This is a genomic window from Paraburkholderia humisilvae (genome assembly GCF_902859855.1).
Lineage (GTDB): Bacteria > Pseudomonadota > Gammaproteobacteria > Burkholderiales > Burkholderiaceae > Paraburkholderia > Paraburkholderia humisilvae.
The window spans coordinates 19,975-38,664 of the sequence record NZ_CADIKH010000032.1; the positions used below are offsets into that span (position 1 = coordinate 19,975).

At 60.9% G+C, this 18,690-nt stretch carries 16 protein-coding genes and 1 pseudogene; 6 read left to right on the forward strand and 11 right to left on the reverse strand.

Annotated features, from left to right (window positions below):
• Positions 1-26: 26 nt before the first annotated feature.
• The 3 genes from HV796_RS27200 (at position 27) to HV796_RS27210 (ending at position 3,501) form a co-directional block, all read left to right on the forward strand.
• Positions 27-1,610, forward strand: coding sequence for a DHA2 family efflux MFS transporter permease subunit (locus HV796_RS27200; RefSeq protein WP_175229598.1), 1,584 nt, complete (start codon positions 27-29; stop codon positions 1,608-1,610).
• A gap of 64 nt (positions 1,611-1,674) precedes the next feature.
• Entirely contained in the window at positions 1,675-2,364 is a 690-nt protein-coding gene (locus HV796_RS27205) for a metal ABC transporter permease (RefSeq protein ID WP_175229599.1), read from the forward strand.
• Positions 2,365-3,042: 678 nt separating this feature from the next.
• Positions 3,043-3,501, forward strand: a complete 459-nt coding sequence (locus HV796_RS27210; RefSeq protein WP_175229600.1) for a hypothetical protein — start codon at positions 3,043-3,045, stop codon at positions 3,499-3,501.
• 224 nt (positions 3,502-3,725) lie between these two features.
• On the opposite strand, the gene HV796_RS27215 is transcribed toward HV796_RS27210, so the two are convergent.
• The 4 genes from HV796_RS27215 to HV796_RS27230 all read right to left on the reverse strand — a co-directional run bounded on the left by HV796_RS27215 (position 3,726) and on the right by HV796_RS27230 (position 11,281).
• Positions 3,726-5,777, reverse strand: a complete 2,052-nt coding sequence (locus HV796_RS27215; RefSeq protein ID WP_175229601.1) for a TonB-dependent receptor — start codon at positions 5,775-5,777, stop codon at positions 3,726-3,728.
• 357 nt (positions 5,778-6,134) lie between these two features.
• The gene (locus tag HV796_RS27220; RefSeq protein WP_175229602.1) at positions 6,135-9,080 is read right to left on the reverse strand and encodes a bifunctional YncE family protein/alkaline phosphatase family protein; all 2,946 of its coding nucleotides are present in this window, start codon (positions 9,078-9,080) and stop codon (positions 6,135-6,137) included.
• 481 nt (positions 9,081-9,561) lie between these two features.
• Positions 9,562-10,173, reverse strand: coding sequence for an ATP phosphoribosyltransferase regulatory subunit (locus HV796_RS27225; protein ID WP_175229603.1), 612 nt, complete (start codon positions 10,171-10,173; stop codon positions 9,562-9,564).
• A 547-nt stretch (positions 10,174-10,720) separates the two neighbouring features.
• Positions 10,721-11,281: a GNAT family N-acetyltransferase gene (locus HV796_RS27230; RefSeq protein ID WP_175229604.1), complete on the reverse strand. Its 561-nt coding sequence runs from the start codon at positions 11,279-11,281 to the stop codon at positions 10,721-10,723.
• Positions 11,282-11,555: 274 nt separating this feature from the next.
• On the opposite strand from HV796_RS27230, the pseudogene HV796_RS45675 reads away from it, so the two are divergent.
• The 3 genes and pseudogenes from HV796_RS45675 to HV796_RS27240 form a co-directional block, all read left to right on the forward strand.
• Positions 11,556-11,732 (forward strand): annotated as a pseudogene (locus tag HV796_RS45675) (GNAT family N-acetyltransferase); the annotation flags it as partial.
• A gap of 54 nt (positions 11,733-11,786) precedes the next feature.
• Positions 11,787-12,413: a cysteine hydrolase family protein gene (locus HV796_RS27235; protein ID WP_175229641.1), complete on the forward strand. Its 627-nt coding sequence runs from the start codon at positions 11,787-11,789 to the stop codon at positions 12,411-12,413.
• A 107-nt stretch (positions 12,414-12,520) separates the two neighbouring features.
• A complete protein-coding gene (locus HV796_RS27240) occupies positions 12,521-13,147 on the forward strand; it encodes a dihydrofolate reductase family protein (protein WP_175229605.1) in 627 nt (208 codons plus the stop codon).
• 2 nt (positions 13,148-13,149) lie between these two features.
• Here HV796_RS27240 and HV796_RS27245 read toward each other — a convergent pair whose 3' ends face one another.
• Genes HV796_RS27245 through HV796_RS27275 form a run of 7 tightly spaced genes read right to left on the reverse strand, consistent with a single transcriptional unit; the run spans position 13,150 to position 18,671 of the window.
• Positions 13,150-14,784, reverse strand: a complete 1,635-nt coding sequence (locus HV796_RS27245; protein ID WP_175229606.1) for a proton-conducting transporter transmembrane domain-containing protein — start codon at positions 14,782-14,784, stop codon at positions 13,150-13,152.
• Positions 14,781-16,292: a complex I subunit 5 family protein gene (locus HV796_RS27250; RefSeq protein ID WP_217478013.1), complete on the reverse strand. Its 1,512-nt coding sequence runs from the start codon at positions 16,290-16,292 to the stop codon at positions 14,781-14,783. The genes HV796_RS27245 and HV796_RS27250 overlap by 4 nt, the downstream gene beginning before the upstream one ends.
• Positions 16,289-16,639, reverse strand: coding sequence for an NADH-quinone oxidoreductase subunit K (locus tag HV796_RS27255; protein ID WP_175229607.1), 351 nt, complete (start codon positions 16,637-16,639; stop codon positions 16,289-16,291). Before HV796_RS27255 ends, HV796_RS27250 begins: the two co-directional genes overlap by 4 nt.
• On the reverse strand, positions 16,636-17,580 hold the full coding sequence (locus HV796_RS27260; protein WP_175229608.1) for a hydrogenase subunit MbhD domain-containing protein: 945 nt from the start codon (positions 17,578-17,580) through the stop codon (positions 16,636-16,638). The genes HV796_RS27255 and HV796_RS27260 overlap by 4 nt, the downstream gene beginning before the upstream one ends.
• Complete coding sequence (gene mnhG, locus HV796_RS27265; RefSeq protein WP_175229609.1) at positions 17,577-17,870, reverse strand: monovalent cation/H(+) antiporter subunit G; 294 nt, start codon at positions 17,868-17,870, stop codon at positions 17,577-17,579. Before mnhG ends, HV796_RS27260 begins: the two co-directional genes overlap by 4 nt.
• The gene (locus HV796_RS27270) at positions 17,867-18,151 is read right to left on the reverse strand and encodes an MrpF/PhaF family protein (RefSeq protein ID WP_175229610.1); all 285 of its coding nucleotides are present in this window, start codon (positions 18,149-18,151) and stop codon (positions 17,867-17,869) included. Before HV796_RS27270 ends, mnhG begins: the two co-directional genes overlap by 4 nt.
• On the reverse strand, positions 18,144-18,671 hold the full coding sequence (locus HV796_RS27275) for a Na+/H+ antiporter subunit E (protein WP_175229611.1): 528 nt from the start codon (positions 18,669-18,671) through the stop codon (positions 18,144-18,146). Before HV796_RS27275 ends, HV796_RS27270 begins: the two co-directional genes overlap by 8 nt.
• Between the last annotated feature and the right edge of the window lie 19 nt (positions 18,672-18,690).

Consider the following 18,690-nt stretch of genomic DNA (forward strand, 5'->3'; position numbering starts at 1 on the left):
GGCTAGCTATAGCTATACGAGCAAGCATGAATACCTCTACTGTCGCTTCACTGCCCGATCCAATGGATCTGCCGACGCGCACGAAGCTTGTCGCGTTCGGCATCATGTGCCTCGGTTTCTTCATGGCCACGCTCGACATTCAGATCGTCGCGTCGTCACTCCGCGACATCGGCGGCGGGCTCTCGGCGAGCCAGGACGAACTATCGTGGGTACAGACGTCTTACCTGATTGCAGAAATCATCGTCATTCCAATGTCCGGCTGGCTGACCCGGGTCTTCTCTACGCGCTGGGTGTTCGCCTTTTCGGCACTCGGCTTTACGATCACCAGCATGCTTTGTGGACTCGCCTGGGACATCGACTCGATGATTCTCTTTCGTGGTCTGCAGGGGGCGCTCGGTGCCGCAATGATACCGACGGTGTACACCACCATATTCGTGATCTTCCCGCCCAAGCAGCGACTCATTGCATCGACCACGATCGGTGCACTCTCGACGCTCGCGCCGACGATAGGGCCGGTCATCGGCGGCTGGGTCACGTCCGAATGGTCGTGGCATTGGCTGTTTTACTTGAACGTCGTTCCGGGCATGGTCGTAACCTTGTTCGTGCCGCGGTACGTGAACTTCGATCACGCCAACCTTTCCCTGCTGAAGAAGGGCGACTATGTCGGCATATTGCTGATGTCCGGACTTCTCGGTTGCCTCGAGTATGCGCTGGAAGAAGGTCCGCGCAAGAACTGGCTCGGCGACGATGTGATTCTCACGTGTACGTGGATCGCCGCCATATGCGGCCTTCTGTTCCTGGTCCATGCGTTCACCGCGGAGGAACCGATTATTGACCTGCGGGCGCTGGCGGTCCGTAACTTCGGAATCTGCAGTCTGCTGTCGTTCATCATCGGTATTGGCATCTTCTGCACGGTTTATCTGACACCCGTGTTTCTCGCACGGGTGCGCGGCTTCGACTCGCTGCAGATTGGCGTCGCACTCCTGTCGGTAGGATGCTTTCAGGCGCTCGGGATGGTGGTCTATTCGAAGCTGGCCCGATTCATCAGCATGCGCTATCTGATGATTCTAGGCCTGGCGATGTTCGGTATCGGCTGCTATCTCTATGGGCCGTTGACCAGTGACTGGGGTTGGGAGCAGTTGTTGCTTCCCCAGGCGCTGCGCGGCTTTGGCCAGCAGTTAGCGATTCCTCCCATCGTGATCATGGCACTGGGCTCTTTACCGCCTTCACGTCTTAGATCGGCAAGCGGGCTATTCAATCTGATGCGTAATCTCGGTGGTGCGATAGGCATCGCGGTCGTAAGCACGATGCTCAACGATCGCCTGAACTTTCACTATGAAACACTCGCAGAGCACGTAAGCGTTGGGCGGCCGGTCGTTCAAGGATTTCTGCGTGTGCAGGCGACAAGACTCTCTGAAGTGGCGGGCGATACGTTGAATGCCGCAAACGGCGGGTTGAGCCTGTTGCATTCGCTCCTGATGCGCGAGGCACTCACGTTGACATTTGCAGACGCGTTTCTTGCCGTTGCGCTGTGCTTTCTTGTCGGGCTGGTCAGCGCATTCTTTACGCGTCCGGTTGGCGACGCCGCGCCTCCGCCCGACGCGCATTGATTGCAGTCACCAGCCCATACCGTTAGAAGCCGATCTTCTACGGCTGAATCTTAGAGGACCCTACATGTTTTCTTCCCGCTTCTTCGTTGTCACCGCAACCGCTGTCGTGCTCGCGGTTGCACCCGCGTTCGGCGAAGCGGCGCCCGCCCGGGTGCGCGGCACCCTCACCGCTATCAATGACGGCGGCATCACGGTCAAGGAGAAGGACGGTCGCACCGTCACGCTAAAGACCGGACAGTACACGACGTACGCCGACGTCATTCCATCGAGCCTCGCCGAGATCAAGGTCAACGACTTCGTCGGCTCCGCTGTCAAAGGGCCACCAAACTCACTGGTCGCGGTCGAGCTCGCGATCATCCCCGACAGCATGCGCGCTGGGCGAATTGGTTACTACGGGTGGGATCCGCTGCCCGATCCAACCGCCGTGCAAGCGACCCGCGCTAACGTGACCGGCATAACGAACGGCCGGGTATCGAACGTCTTGCCGACAGCGCCCAAGCTAACCAACACCAACATGACCAACGGCATCGTCTCGGCCGAGCAGGCCAACGCAGCCGGTCGCACGCTCACGGTCACCTATGACGGAGGTAGCAAGCGCCTTCATATCACCGTGCCGCCCAACGCACCGATCGTGCGCTACGTGCTGACCGACCGGTCGGCGGCCTTCATCGGGTCCACGGTCTTCATCAAAACTATCCCCGGCAACCGGGCGGGGCTTGTCACCATAGGCAACGGCGTCACGCCTCCGATGTGAGGGCAGCGTGTCCGCAACTCTTACATCAATCAAAGGCCGGATATAACCGACGCACGAATCGCACGATATATTCAGAAGAATCAAAATCGGCCGACAAGGCAACGAAATACTTAGGACTTCATTGTTTACGGTTCCTGCTACGAGATAGCAAAACGTCCGGGCACGCGTCGTGCATCGCCTTTGCAACAGTACGCGTGCACGGAGCCTGCCGACATGATGTTGTGGAAGAACTGCCTCGCCGCTGGCCTGTCCGCCGCTGCCGCCGCGTTCGTGTCCGCGAGCGCGCAGACGCAGGTGCAGGGCGTGGTGCAGCCCGCGGCTCCGGCCTCGCAACCGGTGGTGCATGCCGTTCCTCTGCACCCTCCCGCATCCGCTCCACAGTCCACTCAAAAGCCTGTTGAAGCACCAGTTGAAAAACCTGCTGAAAAATCAACGGAAAAAACTGCTGAAAAGCCGGCTCATAAGCCCGCACATAAGCGGATCCATGAGCCCACTCATAAGGCCACACCGCAGCGCACCGTGCAGCCAGCCCCCCCTTTGCTCCCGGCGCCGATGTCGCAGCCAGCTGAGCAGCCAGCGCCAGTACTTCAGCCGTATGCACAACCGGCGCCAACCCCTCAGCCCTATGCACAGCCGGCGCCACAACCAACGCCAGCGCCACAACCCCACGCACAACCCGTGCCCCAGCCCTACGCGCAACCCACGGTGCAGCCCGCCGTCAACTGGACGCTGCAGGTCATCCGCGACGGCCAGCAGATCGACTCATTTGAAGGAACGACCACGGTCGGCCAGACTCAGCCTAACAGGCATCACAAGGTCGTCACGCACAACGTCGGCTGCAAGGACCAACCCGCAGGCAGTATCGACTTGCAGCGCACCATCACGGTCTCGCCGCTGCGTGCGGACCCGACCGGGTCGGTTCTCGCAATCGACGCGCAGGAAACGATCGAAGGCGATACCACGCCCATCACCCGGGGAGGCTGCAAGCTGCCACCGCAGCCGAGCCAGGTGCACGCGAATCATCCGGGACTGGTCGTGCCCGCGGGTCAATGGGTCAGCTGGCAAATCGTCGGCCAGGATCCTTCGCTGCTGTATCGGGTACGCGCGAGCCTCGCGCCGCCGTCCGCGCAGCCTTGACTGGCAGCCGGGCGAACTGCACCCGACCGCATGGAAACGCGGCCTGCCATCCGCGTGAAGCCGTCGTTGGATCGACCGGTTGAATCCGCAGTCGCTTCCAACGATCAACACATCCGTATGAATCACGCGCTGGTTTCCCCGTCGGGAACATCCGGGCGATTGCCTCTACGCTTTAAGACCCGTCACCGCGCGCAGCGCGTCGATTCCCCACCGCTCCCGCTTTGTCAAAAGTCCTCGTGCAGGGTAACGTAGGCGGCCAACGGCGGCCCAAGGTACGCGCCGACCACGTTGGTGGCGATGAAGTAGCGCTGGTCGGTGACGTTGTTGATGTTCAGATCGATTCCCCAGTGGCGCTCCGCATAACCGAACTGCACGTTCTCGATCAGAGAGGCGGGTGCCCAATCGTAGCCGTTTGCGAAACCGTTCGTCATCCGGCTGATGTAATTGATGCCAGCCCCCGCATGGAAGCCCGCTGTGCCGAAGAGGCTGAAGCGATATGTCGTCCACAGGTTCGCCATATAGGCGGGCACCCCTTGCGGAACCGTACCGACCGCGCCTGGGGTGTCCGGACTGTCGGTGATACGCGCATGCTCCGCAGTGAAATTCGCGTAAACATGCCAGTTCGGCGTCAGATCGGCGTCGAACGAAGCCTCTGCTCCACGCGTGCGTTGCGAATCGAACGCGATCTGGTCGTCGCCGAATGGCGTCGCTACGTGGTCCCGCTTCACGTCGAACAGCGCGGTGTTCAGCACGTAACGCCCATCGTCAAATGCCCATTTGACGCCTAACTCGTACTGCAGCGCCGATTCAGGCGGCCCGATGGAAAACGCCGTGTTTTCGGAGTTGAAATTCGCGAGGTAGCTGCGCGACACACCGAAATACGGCGTCATCCACGGCGTGACCTTGTACAGCACCCCTGCGTTCCAGCTGGTCGGAGCATCGTTGCGCGTATACGTATTGCCCTGAACCAGGGTGATGCCGTCGTTGGCCGTACGGTTCGGTTCGCCCGGAACCGGGTTCAGGGTCAGTGAGGTGCCGAACCAGTCCTTGCGCACGCCCGCACGGACCTTCAATTGGTCTGTCACATCCACCTGATCGGTCGCGTAGAGGCTATAAAAGTTCGCGCGCACATGGTCGTTCTGGCACGAGTGGGACGGTGAGCACTGAAAGTTGAGGTCTGCAACGGAGGTTTCCGGCGGCGCCGGCGCAAAGATATTGTCGATGTCCGGAAGATCCGCAGTCGTCTTTGCGCTGTTGAGATCCTGGTCCAGATATTCGAAGCCCGTCAGCAGCGTATGGTGAATGCCACCCGTCGAGAATTTCCAGACCGGCTCTAACTGATAGTCGAGCGTGTTCAGAGAATCATCCTGATCGCGTAGCTGGCGGCCGGTAAACGTGTTGCCTTTGATTTTTGCGTGCGTGCTGTCACCGTTGCTGTAAAAGTCCAGCGTGTGGTGCAGGTACGACAGGCGATTGTTGACCGTCAGGTAGTCGCTGATGCGCCATTCATCCGAAAGTGTCGCGCGCACGTAGTTGCCGTGGGCGTTGGCGAATGGTGTCGAATATTTGGCGTCGAACGGAACGTTCGAGATAGGCGCCCCCTTGTAGTAGATCAACCCGTATGAATCAGGCGTTGCCATGTAGTCTTGCGCGTCGATCGAGAATTCGATCTTGTGGTCGCCGATTGTCCATTGCAGATCGGGACGGATTTCCTTGTTCCACGATGCCAGATCGCGGTAGCCGTCGGAGCGACCGCCTCCGACGTCCACACGATAGTTCAGTCCGTCGATGCCCGTTGGGCCCGTGACGTAGGCAGTGCCGTTGACGGTGCCGAACGAGCCGGCCTGAATACTGCCGCCCCAGTGAAGCTGCGCCGACGGCGTGTAGTGAATCAGATTGATCGAGCCGCCCGGCGGGCCGCTGCCGAGCAGCGCCGAGCCTGGTCCTTCAAGCACTTCGATGCGCTCGACGCCCAGCAGCGAATGCGTCGGGCCATTGACCTGATCGCCGTCCGAGAAGCCGTCGTCAAAGGTCTGCGCCTGCAGACCACGGATCATGAAGTGGTCGGTAAAGCCTTTTGAATCGGTGCCGCCATAATTTACACCGGAGAAGTTGCCGTTACGGATCGCTTCCTGCAACGACGTGGCACCTTGCTCATCGAGAATCCCACGCGGAACTTCCTGCACGCTCATCGGGAGATCACCGAGCGGGGTGCCGGTTTTGCTTGCGTTTACGGTCTGATCGGGATTGTTGACGTTGTCCGGGGCCGCCGTCATTTTCGGTGCATTGACAACGATAGCCTTCAATTCCACAGGCGCTTGAGTTGGCTTAGCGTCTAACGGTTGATTCTGTTGGGCTTGTGCCGTTTTTCCGAACAAAATAGCCGCAAAGACAGCGGATACGACCATGACGATGGTCGACGGATAGGCTCTCGTTAATTCCATATTCGTTCATCAAATTATTATATGTAGTACGAAATAAATGAATGATCTACATATCTAGTCATGGCATTTACATGGGTGGCTGCGTGTATGAGCAGCCACCCGCCGCGACCGGCTACTTCGGATCTTGCGCGCGCGTCAGGGCAATGCGGTTTTACCTGATGGGCGCGACCGAACCAACGCTACAGCGGCTTAATCGCCGTCGCCATCATCATCCGCCGTGGCGACCACCTTCGACCCGTCAATACCAACCTTCGTGTAGATCGAGTGCGGTTCCGGATAGGGCCTGTTACCCATCACGCCCTTCCATAGGACGTGATTAAACAGCTCTGGCGGAACACGATCCTCTCTCGAGAAGTCGAAGTCCTTCGTTGCGTTCGCCCAGTACGTCGCGTCATGTAGCGGATGAATGTCCGGACCCTGAGCAAATTGATTACCGTCGTTGCCGTTCTTCGCCGAGCCCGTGGCCACATTGCCAACGTTCGTGCCCTTCAGGATCGTCGACGCGACGGCGGTGTACGTCCACGCCCCGTTCCCCTTCGTGTCGAAGAGGTCGGCCATCGGCCTGGCATACGCCGTGTTCAGGTCAATGTGCTGGGTGCCAAGCACGTCTTCCATCGTACGGATCGCGTTGACCTGCGTATAGTTGGTGCTGACGACCGCGTGCTTTTTCACGTACGCGCCGACGACGTACGCGGTCGAGCGGTGCGAATCGACGTGGTCGGAACCGTCTTGCGAGTCGTCCTCGACCACCACGATCAACGTGTCCCGTGCGTACGGGCTGTTCGCGACGGTCTCGACCAGCTTGCCAACCGCGAAGTCGTTATCCGCTTCTTCCTGCTCAGCGGAACCCATCTGGCCGACGTTCTGCGTAAAGCTGCCCGTGTGGTCCGAGCCCATGCGAACGAGCTCAAATGACGGTAGTCCGCCGTTTGCGACGTACTGCTGGAACTCGCGGTTCCACTCGAGTTCGCGGAACGTGTCCGGATACGCCTGATCGAAACCACGGTAGTACTCGTCCGTGCGATTGACGAGCGTCGGCTTGAGCGGATGAGCCTGGACGATGCCGGCTGCGGACGGGTTGAGCAGCGGGTTGGCGATCGTGCCGATCGAGCCCACATTGTTGACCATTCCGCCATAGTTGCGCACCGTACCGCCGGCAGCCAGCACCGCATCATAGATATTGGCTCTCTGATAGCCGAACGGCGCATCGGGCACCGAGATATCAGCGATGCCCGGTAGCGCGTTGGCCGTGCCGCCCGGCAGCGATGACGTGGCGTTCGTGACGGCGCCGTTCGTGGCAGCGTCGCGCATGGCGGTCGTGGGCAGGCCCACAGGCAGGCCGCGGTTGTCACCTTCCGATTCATACGCCATGCCGCGGCTGACGCGAGCGTAGTTTTCCTGCTGCGAAACTTCCTCGGTCGGCGTGACGTGCGCGTGCTGTATCCATGACCAGCCATCCATCGAGCCGTCGCCCGGATCCATGAAGTTGTCGATCGTGACGAAGTGCTCCGAGATATCGTGGAAGTTCGGCGTCGTGGCCTTGCCGTACATCGTCAACGTCGGATCGCCGTTCGCGCCATTGCCGAGGTCGCCGAGGACCTGGTCGAAGGTGCGATTCTCCTTCACGACGTAGATCACATGCCTGATGTGATCGCGCATGAACTGCATCGTCTTGAGATCGTTTTCCGACTCCTTCACCGAGTAATGGTTATTTTCGTCCACCTGGCTGGTCAGCCGGTCAAGTTCATCGTCCCGCGGAACCGGCGCGCTCACGAGCGCGCTCTGCTCAAGACCCAACTGGTACTGGGCCTGCGTGCCCGACTTGTAGAGCGGGTTCGGGCCGGTGACCGACTTGCCGTTGATGATGTACATCCGCGAACCATCGGCGCTCAGCGTAACGTCCTTTGGCGCATAGGCCGTCGGCATGAAACCTTCGACGTGGTAACCGTTGTTGCCATCGTGCGAAATCACAGCAATCGAATTGTCGCCGTTGTTGACGGCGTACAGGGTCCTGCCGTCCCTGGAAACGGTCACGTTGACGGTGTCACGTCCGCTGTACTTTGCATCGTTGCCTCGGCCGTTGCCGTTGCCGTTGCCGTTCCCGTTGCCATTACCATGGCCGTTCCCGTTCCCGTTGCCATGCCCGGAATCAATCGGCAGGTCGATCGTCTTCTCAACCCTGTGGCGGGCCGTATCGATGACGGCGATCTGGTCAGCATTCGAGACCGCTACGTAGAGCTTCGACTCGTCGGGCGAAAAGGACATGCCGTAGGCATTGCCCTGCACCGGGATGCGTGTGATGAACCGCGGCGCGGCGGGGTTCGACAGGTTCAACGCCACGACTTCCCGATCACGTACCGACGAGATGAACGCCGTGCCGTCGGCCTTCAGCGAAACGGCCCACGGGTACTCGCCACCCGCGACACCTTGCTGGCCCGACGTGTTGAACGGACGCAGATCGTATTCCGACATGAGCGTGTTCGAGCTCGTATCGATGATGGAAATCGAATCGTTGTAGTTGTTGGCAACGACGAGCATCCGGCCGTCGGCGGAGAGCGCCAGGCCGCCAGCATTCGGCTTCACGCCCGAACCGATACCCTTGGTATGGTTCAGCGCAATGGACGCGGTCTGCGTCCATTGGGCCGATGGAGCAGCTGAAGCGCGGTTGTACACATAGACCTTGTCGTCAGCGCCGCCCGTGCCGTACAGCGCCCGGTTACCGTTCCAGACGAGACCATCGAACGCGTTGTTTTGATGAATAGCCTGCACAAGCTTCGGGTAGGCCTTGTTCGCACCCGACACATCGTAGATGAAGATGTACTGGGTCGAATCGGCATTATCCAGCGTGGCGTTATCGGAGCCGGTGTAGACCGTGTTGTAGCCAGCGGTGATCACGGCCAGCGTGTTGCCGTCCGGGCTCAACTGCGACTTGATGGCGCCACTCACTACCTGTGTCGGCTTGGCCGACAGTTGCGGGTTCAGCAGCTGTGCGACGGCACCAGGGATGGCCATAGGGGAGATGAATTGGCCAGTCGGCAAAAGCTCCATGTTGCTTTGCTGATCTGCCATTGCCAGACCCAGACTACTCGTAATCACGCTGGCGGCAAGGCCGGCGTGAATGATGCTGCGATTCATTGTGAGCCTCCAGACTATTAAAAGCGGAATACCAAATTTGAGTTCGGCCTTAATCTTTTTGTTAGGTTTTTGACCTTGATTTAACAAGATGCGCTGGCGGAGTAAATCGGCCGGGTGGGGGTTATGCTGCTTTGTTCTGCCAGCCGGCACCATTTAGTCAGTGCCCAATGTCAACGCAATGACATGTGTAATGAAAAAAAACGTAAGTTTTACGTCACTCATCCTTAAATTACCTGATTGAGGTTTGTGAAGATCACTGCATTGGCCGTGTTCTGTCATTGCGTCGCATAACAGCCAAGTCCGCCGGCTCGGCCATGTGCTTGTGCAGTGACTGAAATCTCCGGTCAGAATGAGTTGCGCGAAAAGTCCTCGCAACAGCACGCGATATCGCCGGTCGCTGTTGCCGCTCTATCGTTTATAAAGGACTACGATATAGTCTGCATGCCAGTCGATGCGCGTGCTTTTCTAGCGTCGGATATCACTATATGAGACCTTGCGCGGTCATCGCCAACAGTAGCCGCTCAGCGCCGATGCCAAAGCCGGCGCCTTCTCGATATGCACCACCGCCTACCACTTGCTGTTGCGCTCCGAGTTCGGTGCAGCGCATCTCGAAGCCTCGCCCGTTCAGATAGTAGCTGAGGCCTCTGCGGGCTGAGCCGTCAATTTCATAGCGAAGTCCCAGTGAATCAAAAAAGCCCGTCACTATCGCCTGACTGCGCTTGACCGCCAACTCTGGATCGGCGCACAGATATTCGAATCCAAATTGAGAGAATTCACGGTAACGGCCGGCCTGCGGTCGTTCATAGCGATAGCATCGAGCGATATAAAATAGCCTCCGCTCGGATCGGCGACCAAGCAACTCACGACATCGTTCCTGAAAGAGCGCTGTCGCCTCCGGGATCAGGCAGCAAGCCCGTCCTTTCTTGTCGGGGAAAGCCCACATTTGGCCGATGATTTCGCTGCCACCAGCCTTCTGGATGAACGTGTCCTGTGACCACAACGCAGGGACGATGGCCTCCTCTGCTCCGACGTTAATGAAGATAGCTCCGGTATCGAGTTTCCAGAGCGCGAATTTGCGTAGCTTCCTCGCCAACGATGAAACGTGTTCCTCGAACCATGGTCATCAGAATTCTCCTTTGGTTTGAAAATAAAAAAAGGCGCCTGAGGCGCCTTGGTCGCTTGTGCATGGAAACGGAAAAATGCGATCCCGGATTTCCTGCTATGGACGTAACGGACCACGGCGCATCAGATGGTGACCGTGATGGGGGTGAGTCTTGCTCGGGACGTTACGCAGTTTCATGGTGCCAATATTGACACACAAACTGATGCTTGTATAACCATTACTACACGCCGGCTGGCTGATTCAGGTCGACACGCCGGGCAACCTCCGTCGGCCGAACGGTGCCGTTAGCCTTGTTCGTCGGACGAGCGCGTTAAGGACTTGAGCAATAAGTGGCGCTGATGGTTGCGTGCGGCGCCTCGCGGCTTCCGCTTCGGCCGCTACCATCAAGTCTGATCCCAGGCCGACCGCTTTGCCGGGACGACGGCGACAAATGAGCGCTGCGTAAGTCGTCCAATGACGCTATGCCATCCTCGTCCGGAGGGTGACATCCGTGGCGTAAGTCACCTGGCACTCACGTTTAATTTCTAACAGGTTCAGCAGAAAGCGGTACATGCAAGGTCATCATCACGTCGTCTACGGTACGCCCCATTAGCCGAAATCGATCGGACCTACGGCCGGTGTCGACAAAGCCAAACCGCCTGTACAAGGCGACGGCCGCCGCGTTATCGCTGAATACAAACAGATCGATCCATTCAATCGCATTTTCCAACGCGAAATCTATCGCATGACGCATCAGCACGGTTCCCATTCCCCGGCGCCGAAATGACAGCTCGCATCCAATGCCGAGCGTCATCCTATGGTTTTCTGAGGGAATGTTCGACCCGAACAAGTCGAGGTGGCCGATAATCCGCTGGTCCTGGTCACGTACAGACCAGGCACGCATCCACCCGGGATGCCGGACTGGCAAAGCAAGGCTACGCTCAAACCGGGTACGTCGTTCGGGCGAAGAAACGTTGGGCGCTTGCTCGAATGGCGAGAATAGCGGTTGTCCGTCGCGACCGGACTCGGCGAACAGGCGATCGATATGTTCAGCCCAAAGCCTGAAATCCTCTGGTACAACGGCAACGATCTTTGACACGTCAGGGCGCGCATCAGATTGCGTTAGAGACCGCACGTTCCGGCTCATCGATGGCACCCTATACAACATGAGCGCGTTGCTTCATCACCGAGGCGAAGCCAATTCACTGAGTGGGACATGGTTGCGCTTATCTGATTGTGAATGCCGAACGCGTTCCGTTGCTTATCTGTTACCCTGGCAGCGGAAGAACTGCCTGCGAGCGAAGAGCTTATAACAGAGTTCAATAAAATCGGCCAGCGAATGGATGGTTCATGCAGAATGACTAACCAACCGGATGAGAGCAATCGTGAAGTTATTTGAGCCCTTTGTCCTTACCACCCCGCGATTTGTCATCCGGCCGCTTCGCGATGACGACATGCAAGCGCTTTTCGCAATCTGGTCGGATACTGAAGCGATGCGCTATTTTCCATTTCCGGCAGTGACGCGTCTGGATCAGGCAAAGGATCGGGTCACGCGCAAATTGATGACCTCCTCTAGCGGGCAAGAACTCAATCCCACACCCCTTATGTCGCCACGCATTGAATCCGCACCAGCCGGCCCGGCAACCCGGCAATCGGGCAACACGCAGGTCCCAGCAATCGTGCCGGCGCACACCGCCCTGGTGGTCATGCATTATCAGACTGACATCATCGCGCTATTTCCAGCGGTTGCGCCCACTTTGCTCGCCAATACGCGCAAGCTGTGTGACGCTGCCCGGAACAAAGGTGTCAGCGTTTATTTCGCCAAGATTCAGTTCAGCCCTGGCTATCCGGAAGTCAGCCCGTTGAACAGGAATGGCCAGGGGATCAAGCAACTGGGTCTTTTCGTCGATGACGCGATCTCGCCGGAACTCGGCAAGCAGGCCGACGAACCGCTCATCATCGCGCATCGCGCGAGTGTGTTCTTCGGCACCGATCTGAAGGCGCGGCTCCGCGCGCAGGGTATCGATACACTGATCATGGTGGGCATCGCATCGACCGGTGTCGTGCTGTCGTCGGTTGCATATGCAAGCGACGCGGACTTTCGCCTGCTTACGGTCAAGGATTGCTGCTACGACCCGGATCAGATCGTGCACGACCATCTCTTTTCAACGGCGTTCGATTCGCGCACCATGGTGCTCTCTCTCGCCGAAGCCTTGGCATTACTCGCCTAGCAAGCTGCCGGACAGGCGCGTGCGCGCCGCTGGCGCGGATTGTCGATCCAGACGCAAGTCGTTCGTCGTATTCACGGACCGATCGGTCCGTCGACCTGGAGAACACGATGCGCAAGCTCATTGTTTCCACTTTCATCAGTCTGGATGGCGTCACGCAATCCCCTGGCGGCCCCAAGGAAGATACCGGCGGCACATTCCACCTCGGGGGCTGGATCGTTCCCTATGCCGATCCAGCCATCCGCCAAAACTTGCAGGACCTGCTGTCCCAGCCGTTCGAGTTACTGCTGGGGCGTTGCACCTACGACATTTTCGCGGCGTATTGGCCGCACGTACCGGCCGATTCAAATAGCCGCGCGATCGCTGACCTGTTCAACAGCGTCCCCAAGCACGTGGCCACGCATCGATCCGATGCCCTCGACTGGCAGAACAGTCATGCGCTGAAAGGCGACCTTGCCGACGCGATACGTACGCTCGCACGTCAGGACGGCGCCAATCTATTGAGTTTTGGCAGCGGCGACATGGTGCGCCAACTGCTCGCAGCCGGCCTGGTGGACGAGCTTCGGCTGCTGATTTACCCCGTGATGCTTGGGCACGGCAAGCGCCTGTTCGGCGACGACGCTCTAGCATCCGCCTTCACATTGGCCCACTCGGCGAGCACGCCTGGCGGCGTGCTGATTACCCGCTACCTGCGCAGCGGCGCGGTGCGCACCGGAGCGTTCGAAGGCGCAGGATAACGTCAGCCCACCACCGCCAGCAGAGCGCCAAACAACAGCGCTGCCAGCAGCAGAGTCAGACAGGACACGGACCATCGACGCACGAACGCATCCCCGCACACAGCGATCCGCGCTACCGTCACGCCTCCGCGTTGCAGTCCGTGCAGGAGGTGACCCACATCTCCTGCTGGCACGGACGGCATCGCCCTGCTCCATCGCGTCCAGCCGATCGCCAGCACCGCACCAGCCAGCACAGGCCAGAATGCCGACCACAGCGCTGCGGGCATCAGCGCCTCAGGTAGCGTGCCGATAGGGATATTCAGATACAGCACCCACGGCACGATCAGCGAGGCCAGCACCATCGCCAGCCACGCACCGGTCAGCGGCGCGGGCGCGCGAGCATCGGAATGCGCGACTGCGATTGCGCCCAGACAGCGCAGGAAATGAAGCATCAGCAATGTGGTCGCCACTGAAGACGCCACCGCCAGCGAACCGGCGAGATCACCGCCGAGCAAGTCCTTGGCCGCGTATTTGGCCAGTGCGCCGCCGGTGAGCGGCAATCCGCCCAGTCCAAGCGCGATAACAGCCGTGGGCACCTGTACCCACCGCAACTTTCCTGCCCCCGTCAGCGCGACCACGCCCACGGCCAGAAACAGCGTGCCTTTTACCAGCAGATGGTGCGCGGCATAGTAAGCCGCCGCCACCACGGTAGCGGGATCGCCAGCGGCGAGCCCCATGCCGATCACCGCCACCAGAAACCCCATCTGGCTGACGCTTGAATACGCAAGAACGATCTTCGGCTGAGACTGTGTGATGCCAATCGCCACGCCGTAGAACGCGCCGAACATACCCAGCGTCGCCAGCGGTATGCCGAAGTGCGGCCATGCGTTGCCGAACGGCAGAAAGCGGACCAACGCGATCACGCTGGCCTTGACCACCGCGCCGCTCAGCACCGCGGCCGCCGGCGTCGGCGCGGCCCCATAGGCATAGGGCATCCAGAAATGCAGCGGCACCAGGCCGGCCTTGATGGCGAGACCGATCAGCAGCAAGAGCAACGTCGTATCGCGCCACGGCGAGTCCGGCAACGCCGCCGCGGCGTCGCGAATCAGCAGGCTGCCTCCGGGCGTAGCCTGTGCCAGCAGGATCAGCCCACCAAGCAGAAACGCCTCCGCCAGCAACGCAATGCCAAGATAGAGCGCCCCAGCATAGCGCGCATCGGGCCCATCGCCCTGGAGCACCAACCCGCTGGCGCCGACGCTCAACACCGCCAGCATCAGATAGAACCCGATCAGATCGGCCGCCAGAAACACGCCCACGCAGCCGGTCATCGCCATGAACCAGCAGACGACGAACCCGTCGATGCGCTCACGATCGCGCAGAACACGGGTGGCAAAGATTCCGGCGAACAGCCACAACAATGCGGCCGTGCCGAGCAACAACGCGCCCGACGTATCGAGTGCGAAACGCAACGCGAAACGGCTGTTGCCGAACCTCAGCATTTCGCTCGGGCTGGCGCAGACCGCCGCCGCCAACGCCGGCAGCGGAGCGATCGCGAACCACGCAGGCAACCGCCTGCGCAGAGGCGCGGACGCGCAAAGCAGCAGCATCAGCAACGGCAAACCGACGGCGGCGGCCATCAGCGCTTCGCGCATCGTCATGGCGCCCCCGTCGACGACATCGCGGTGCGGCCAATCTGCGTCACGTCGACCGGCAGCAGCACGGCCAGGCCAAGCAGGAAGGAACACATGGCGAGGCCTAGCACCGCGATCTGCTGATAGCGGGGCACCCGCCGTTTCGGCGACCAGTCGGGCGCGGCGGGCTGCATCGCGCGCATGACCACCATGAATACATAGATGCTCGTGAGCAAGCCGCCGACCAACATCACCAGCGCCCACCACCATTGCCCGGTCGCGAGCGCCGCCGACAGCAGCAACCACTTGGCGAGAAACCCTCCGGACGGCGGCAAGCCGATCAACGTGGCGCCGGCGAGCGCGAAAGCGGTCACCGTCATCGGCAAGGTTTGCGCCGCGCCACGCAGATCGGCCAGACGGTCATGGCCCAGCGTGGCGTAGATCAGCCCCGCCGCGAGGAACATCGCCGACTTCGCGCTCGCATGCGACATCGCCTGCAGCAAGCCGCCCGTGACAGCTCGCGCGCTATCGTGCGCGACCAGCGGAAACAGCAGAAACAGATAGCCGATCTGGGCCACTGTCGAGTATGCGATCAGCAGCTTCAGGCGCGCCTGGCGCAGCGCCGCCACATTGCCAAAGATGATCGCCAGCGCACCCAGGCCGGCGAGCAGTTGTGCGAACGAGCCGCTCACGACGCCAGCGAAGACATCGACCCACAACCGCACCACCACGAACCATGATCCCTTGATAACGAGTGCCGAAAGCAGCGCGCTCGCAGCCGCGGGCGCGCCGGCATGCGCAGGCGGCAACCACAGATGCAGCGGGAACAGCGCGGTTTTGGCCAGCATGCCGGCCGTCATCAACGCCACGGCAGTCCAGGCAAGCGGCTGTGCGCTGATCCGCTCGGCGAGCAGCGCGATATCCAGCGTGCCATAGGCCCCATAAAGCAGAAAAACACCCAGCAGATAGAGCATCGAACCGATCAGCGCGAACAGCAGATAGCGCAACGCGGCCTGCAGCGTTTCGGCCCGGCCATCGAGCGACACCAGCGGAACACCGGCAAAGGTCAGCAATTCGAGCGCGACGTACAGCGTAAAAATGTCTCCGCTCACAAACACCAGATTGAGCGCGCCCCAGACTGCCAGCAGCAGCAGCCAGAAAGCCAGCGGCGCACGCGCCTCGCGCGTGCCGGCTGGCGTGCCGAAATCGCCGTTGGCGTAGACCGCCACCGCGCCGGTCACCAACGCAACCACCAGCATCATGCAGACCGACAGCCCATCTGCGCGAAGCATGACACCCAGCGGCGGCGGCCAGCCGCCGAGCGCATAGCGCAATGCGTCGCCCGAGCTCAGCAGCCCGCGCGCAATCGCCAGCACGATGCCGATACCGCAGACAATCGTCACCCACGCCACGCGTTGCGCACGACGACCGCCGAGCGCGAGGCCAGCCAGCATGCCGGCAAAAGGCAACAACACGGCGAGCACCAGCAGCAGGCCACCCGGAGTCGCCTGCCCAGCGAGCGCCAGCGTTCTCACTTCAACTCCACATTGGCTGGCCCTTGCCCGGGCAGAGCGTCACCCTCGGCCACAAGGGAATTCGTGCCGGTTTCCGCAAATCTGCGCAGCATGAGCCCGACCGCCAGTGCGGACGCGGCGAACGACACGACAATCGCCGTGATCAACAGCGCCTGCGGCACCGGATCGCCGGTCATGCCGGCAGCCGCGCCTCGATGCGCGATCACCGCACAAGCCAGAAACACGCCGTTGCCTGTCAGGTTGAACGCCAGAACCTTGCGCAAGGGCTGCGGGTTGACGATCAGGCCGTACAGGCCGAGGCCCACGAGCGCGGCGGCAGTCAGGCCGAACAGCTGCGATACGTTCATGTGCTCACCTCCGGCCGCTGCGGCGGCCCGACCAGCAGGAGTACCAGGGTTACCGCAAGCGAAGGCAGCAGCGCAAGTTCGATGATGATGATCCACAGCTTTGCCCAACCATCGGGGTACGCCAGAAACGCACCCGCCACGACGGCGCCGAGCACCCCTAGCGCGATAAAGATTGCCGGGCCGAGGATCAACACGACACGCAACCAGCGCCGGCTCACCGCAGGCGCATCGCGCAGACCGGACATCATCACGAGCAGCCACATCGCAGCAATCACTGTGGCGCCCTGGAACTTGCCGCCCGGATGATCGGCGCCGGCCCAGAAAATGTAGAGGCCGATCACCACGCCTATCGGCGGCAACACGCGCGCCAGATACACCAGGATGTCGTTGGGACTCACCACCTGCGCCAGTCCCGGCCTGCCGCCCCAGCAGTGGTCGGGCGCCAGTGACCAGACACCGACCACGCCGAACAGCAACGCGATCGCTTCCAGCAGCGTGTCGATCGCACGGAACGACAGCAGCACGGCGGTAATCGGGTTGCCGACGCCGGTCGACTGGATGTGCCGCGCCACGTCGGGCGCCAGCGTGGGGGCGGGGTCCGGCAAGCGCAGCAGGCACGCGGCGATGACGACGGCGACAGCCGTTGCAGCCGTGGCTGCCGCGGCGCGTAGCGCGAGGCCAGGCTGTTCGGCCTGGGCCGCGGCTTCGGTCGCATGCAAGCGGGAAGCTGCACGGATCAGCAGTGCGCCGGTCAAGCCCGCGCCAATGGCCGCTTCGGTCAACGCGACGTCGACTGCGGCAAGCACGAGCCACGCCAGCGTCAGCAACAACCCATAAGGAATAAACCCGGCTACCGCGGCGAACGTGTCGCGTACCACAACGGTCCAGAGCGCAAGCGCCAATAACAGGATCGCTATGCCGACCGAGATAGCGAAGATCACGGGCGTTGCTCCTGCCGGCGTGCCGCGCGCGCAATGAGTTGCGACACATCGGACGAGGTCAGCAGCACCAGTAGCCAGACCACAACCAGCTTGAGGGCCACCATGACATGACCGGCCTGTGGCAGCAACCCCAGCACGACCATGCCCAGACCGAGGTTATCGGCCTTGGTCAGCGCGTGCAGCCGCGTGTACGTATCCGGAAATCGCAATAGCCCGACCGTACCGGCCACAAAAAAGAAAATGCCGGCCAGCATCGCGATGATGGTGAAGACGTCGGCTGCGATTTTCATGTCCGATCCTCTTTGCCGGCCTCGCCTTCTGTCTGCCGGTCGGCTTTGACAAAGGCGACCGACGCGAACGCCGCGAGCACCGCGAGCGTCAACGCGACATCGACTACCGCCTCCACGCCGCTTGCCGTGCCGACCAGCAGCAACGCCGCAATCCCCCCCGTACCGAACAGTTGAGCCGCCATCATGCGGTCGGCCCGCGTGGGACCGCGCAGCACGCTCAACAAGCCGACCGCAACCATGAACAGCACCAGTCCGGAGACGGTAATGAGCACGTCAGTCATCTCGTTCCCCACGGGTGAATACGCCGGCAAGACGCCGCTCTTCGTCTGCCAACTGTTCGGCAATCGGCTGCGAAACGTCGAGGCAGTGGTAAACGAGCCCGTCTTCGGTGTCGTCAATCGGAAGCGAACCCGGCAGGAGGCTGGTGACGATCGCGAAATCATTGCGCGCCATGCCCGGCGGAAAACCGACACGATAGACCACGATGCCCGGTTGCAACGGCAAGCGCGGGTGCAATGCACGGCGCGCCACGTCGATTCCGGCCAGCAGCGATTGCGCGAGGAAATGCGGTGCAAATAGCAGTAAAGCGCCGATGCGCAGTTGTCTTGCGGCGGGAGGCAGCAGAAGCAGGCTCATCTGCGTCGCGACGAGGGTCGCGACCAGGCCGAAAATCAGATCGGCCGGCTTCACGCTCGACATCAGAATGATCCAGAGCGCCAGAAAACACAGCGCGCGCGCCAGCGCGGCGCGCCAATGCGCACGCATATCGAGCAGGAAAGCATGAAGCGATGCGGTGTTCATAAAAGATGCACGCCTCCTC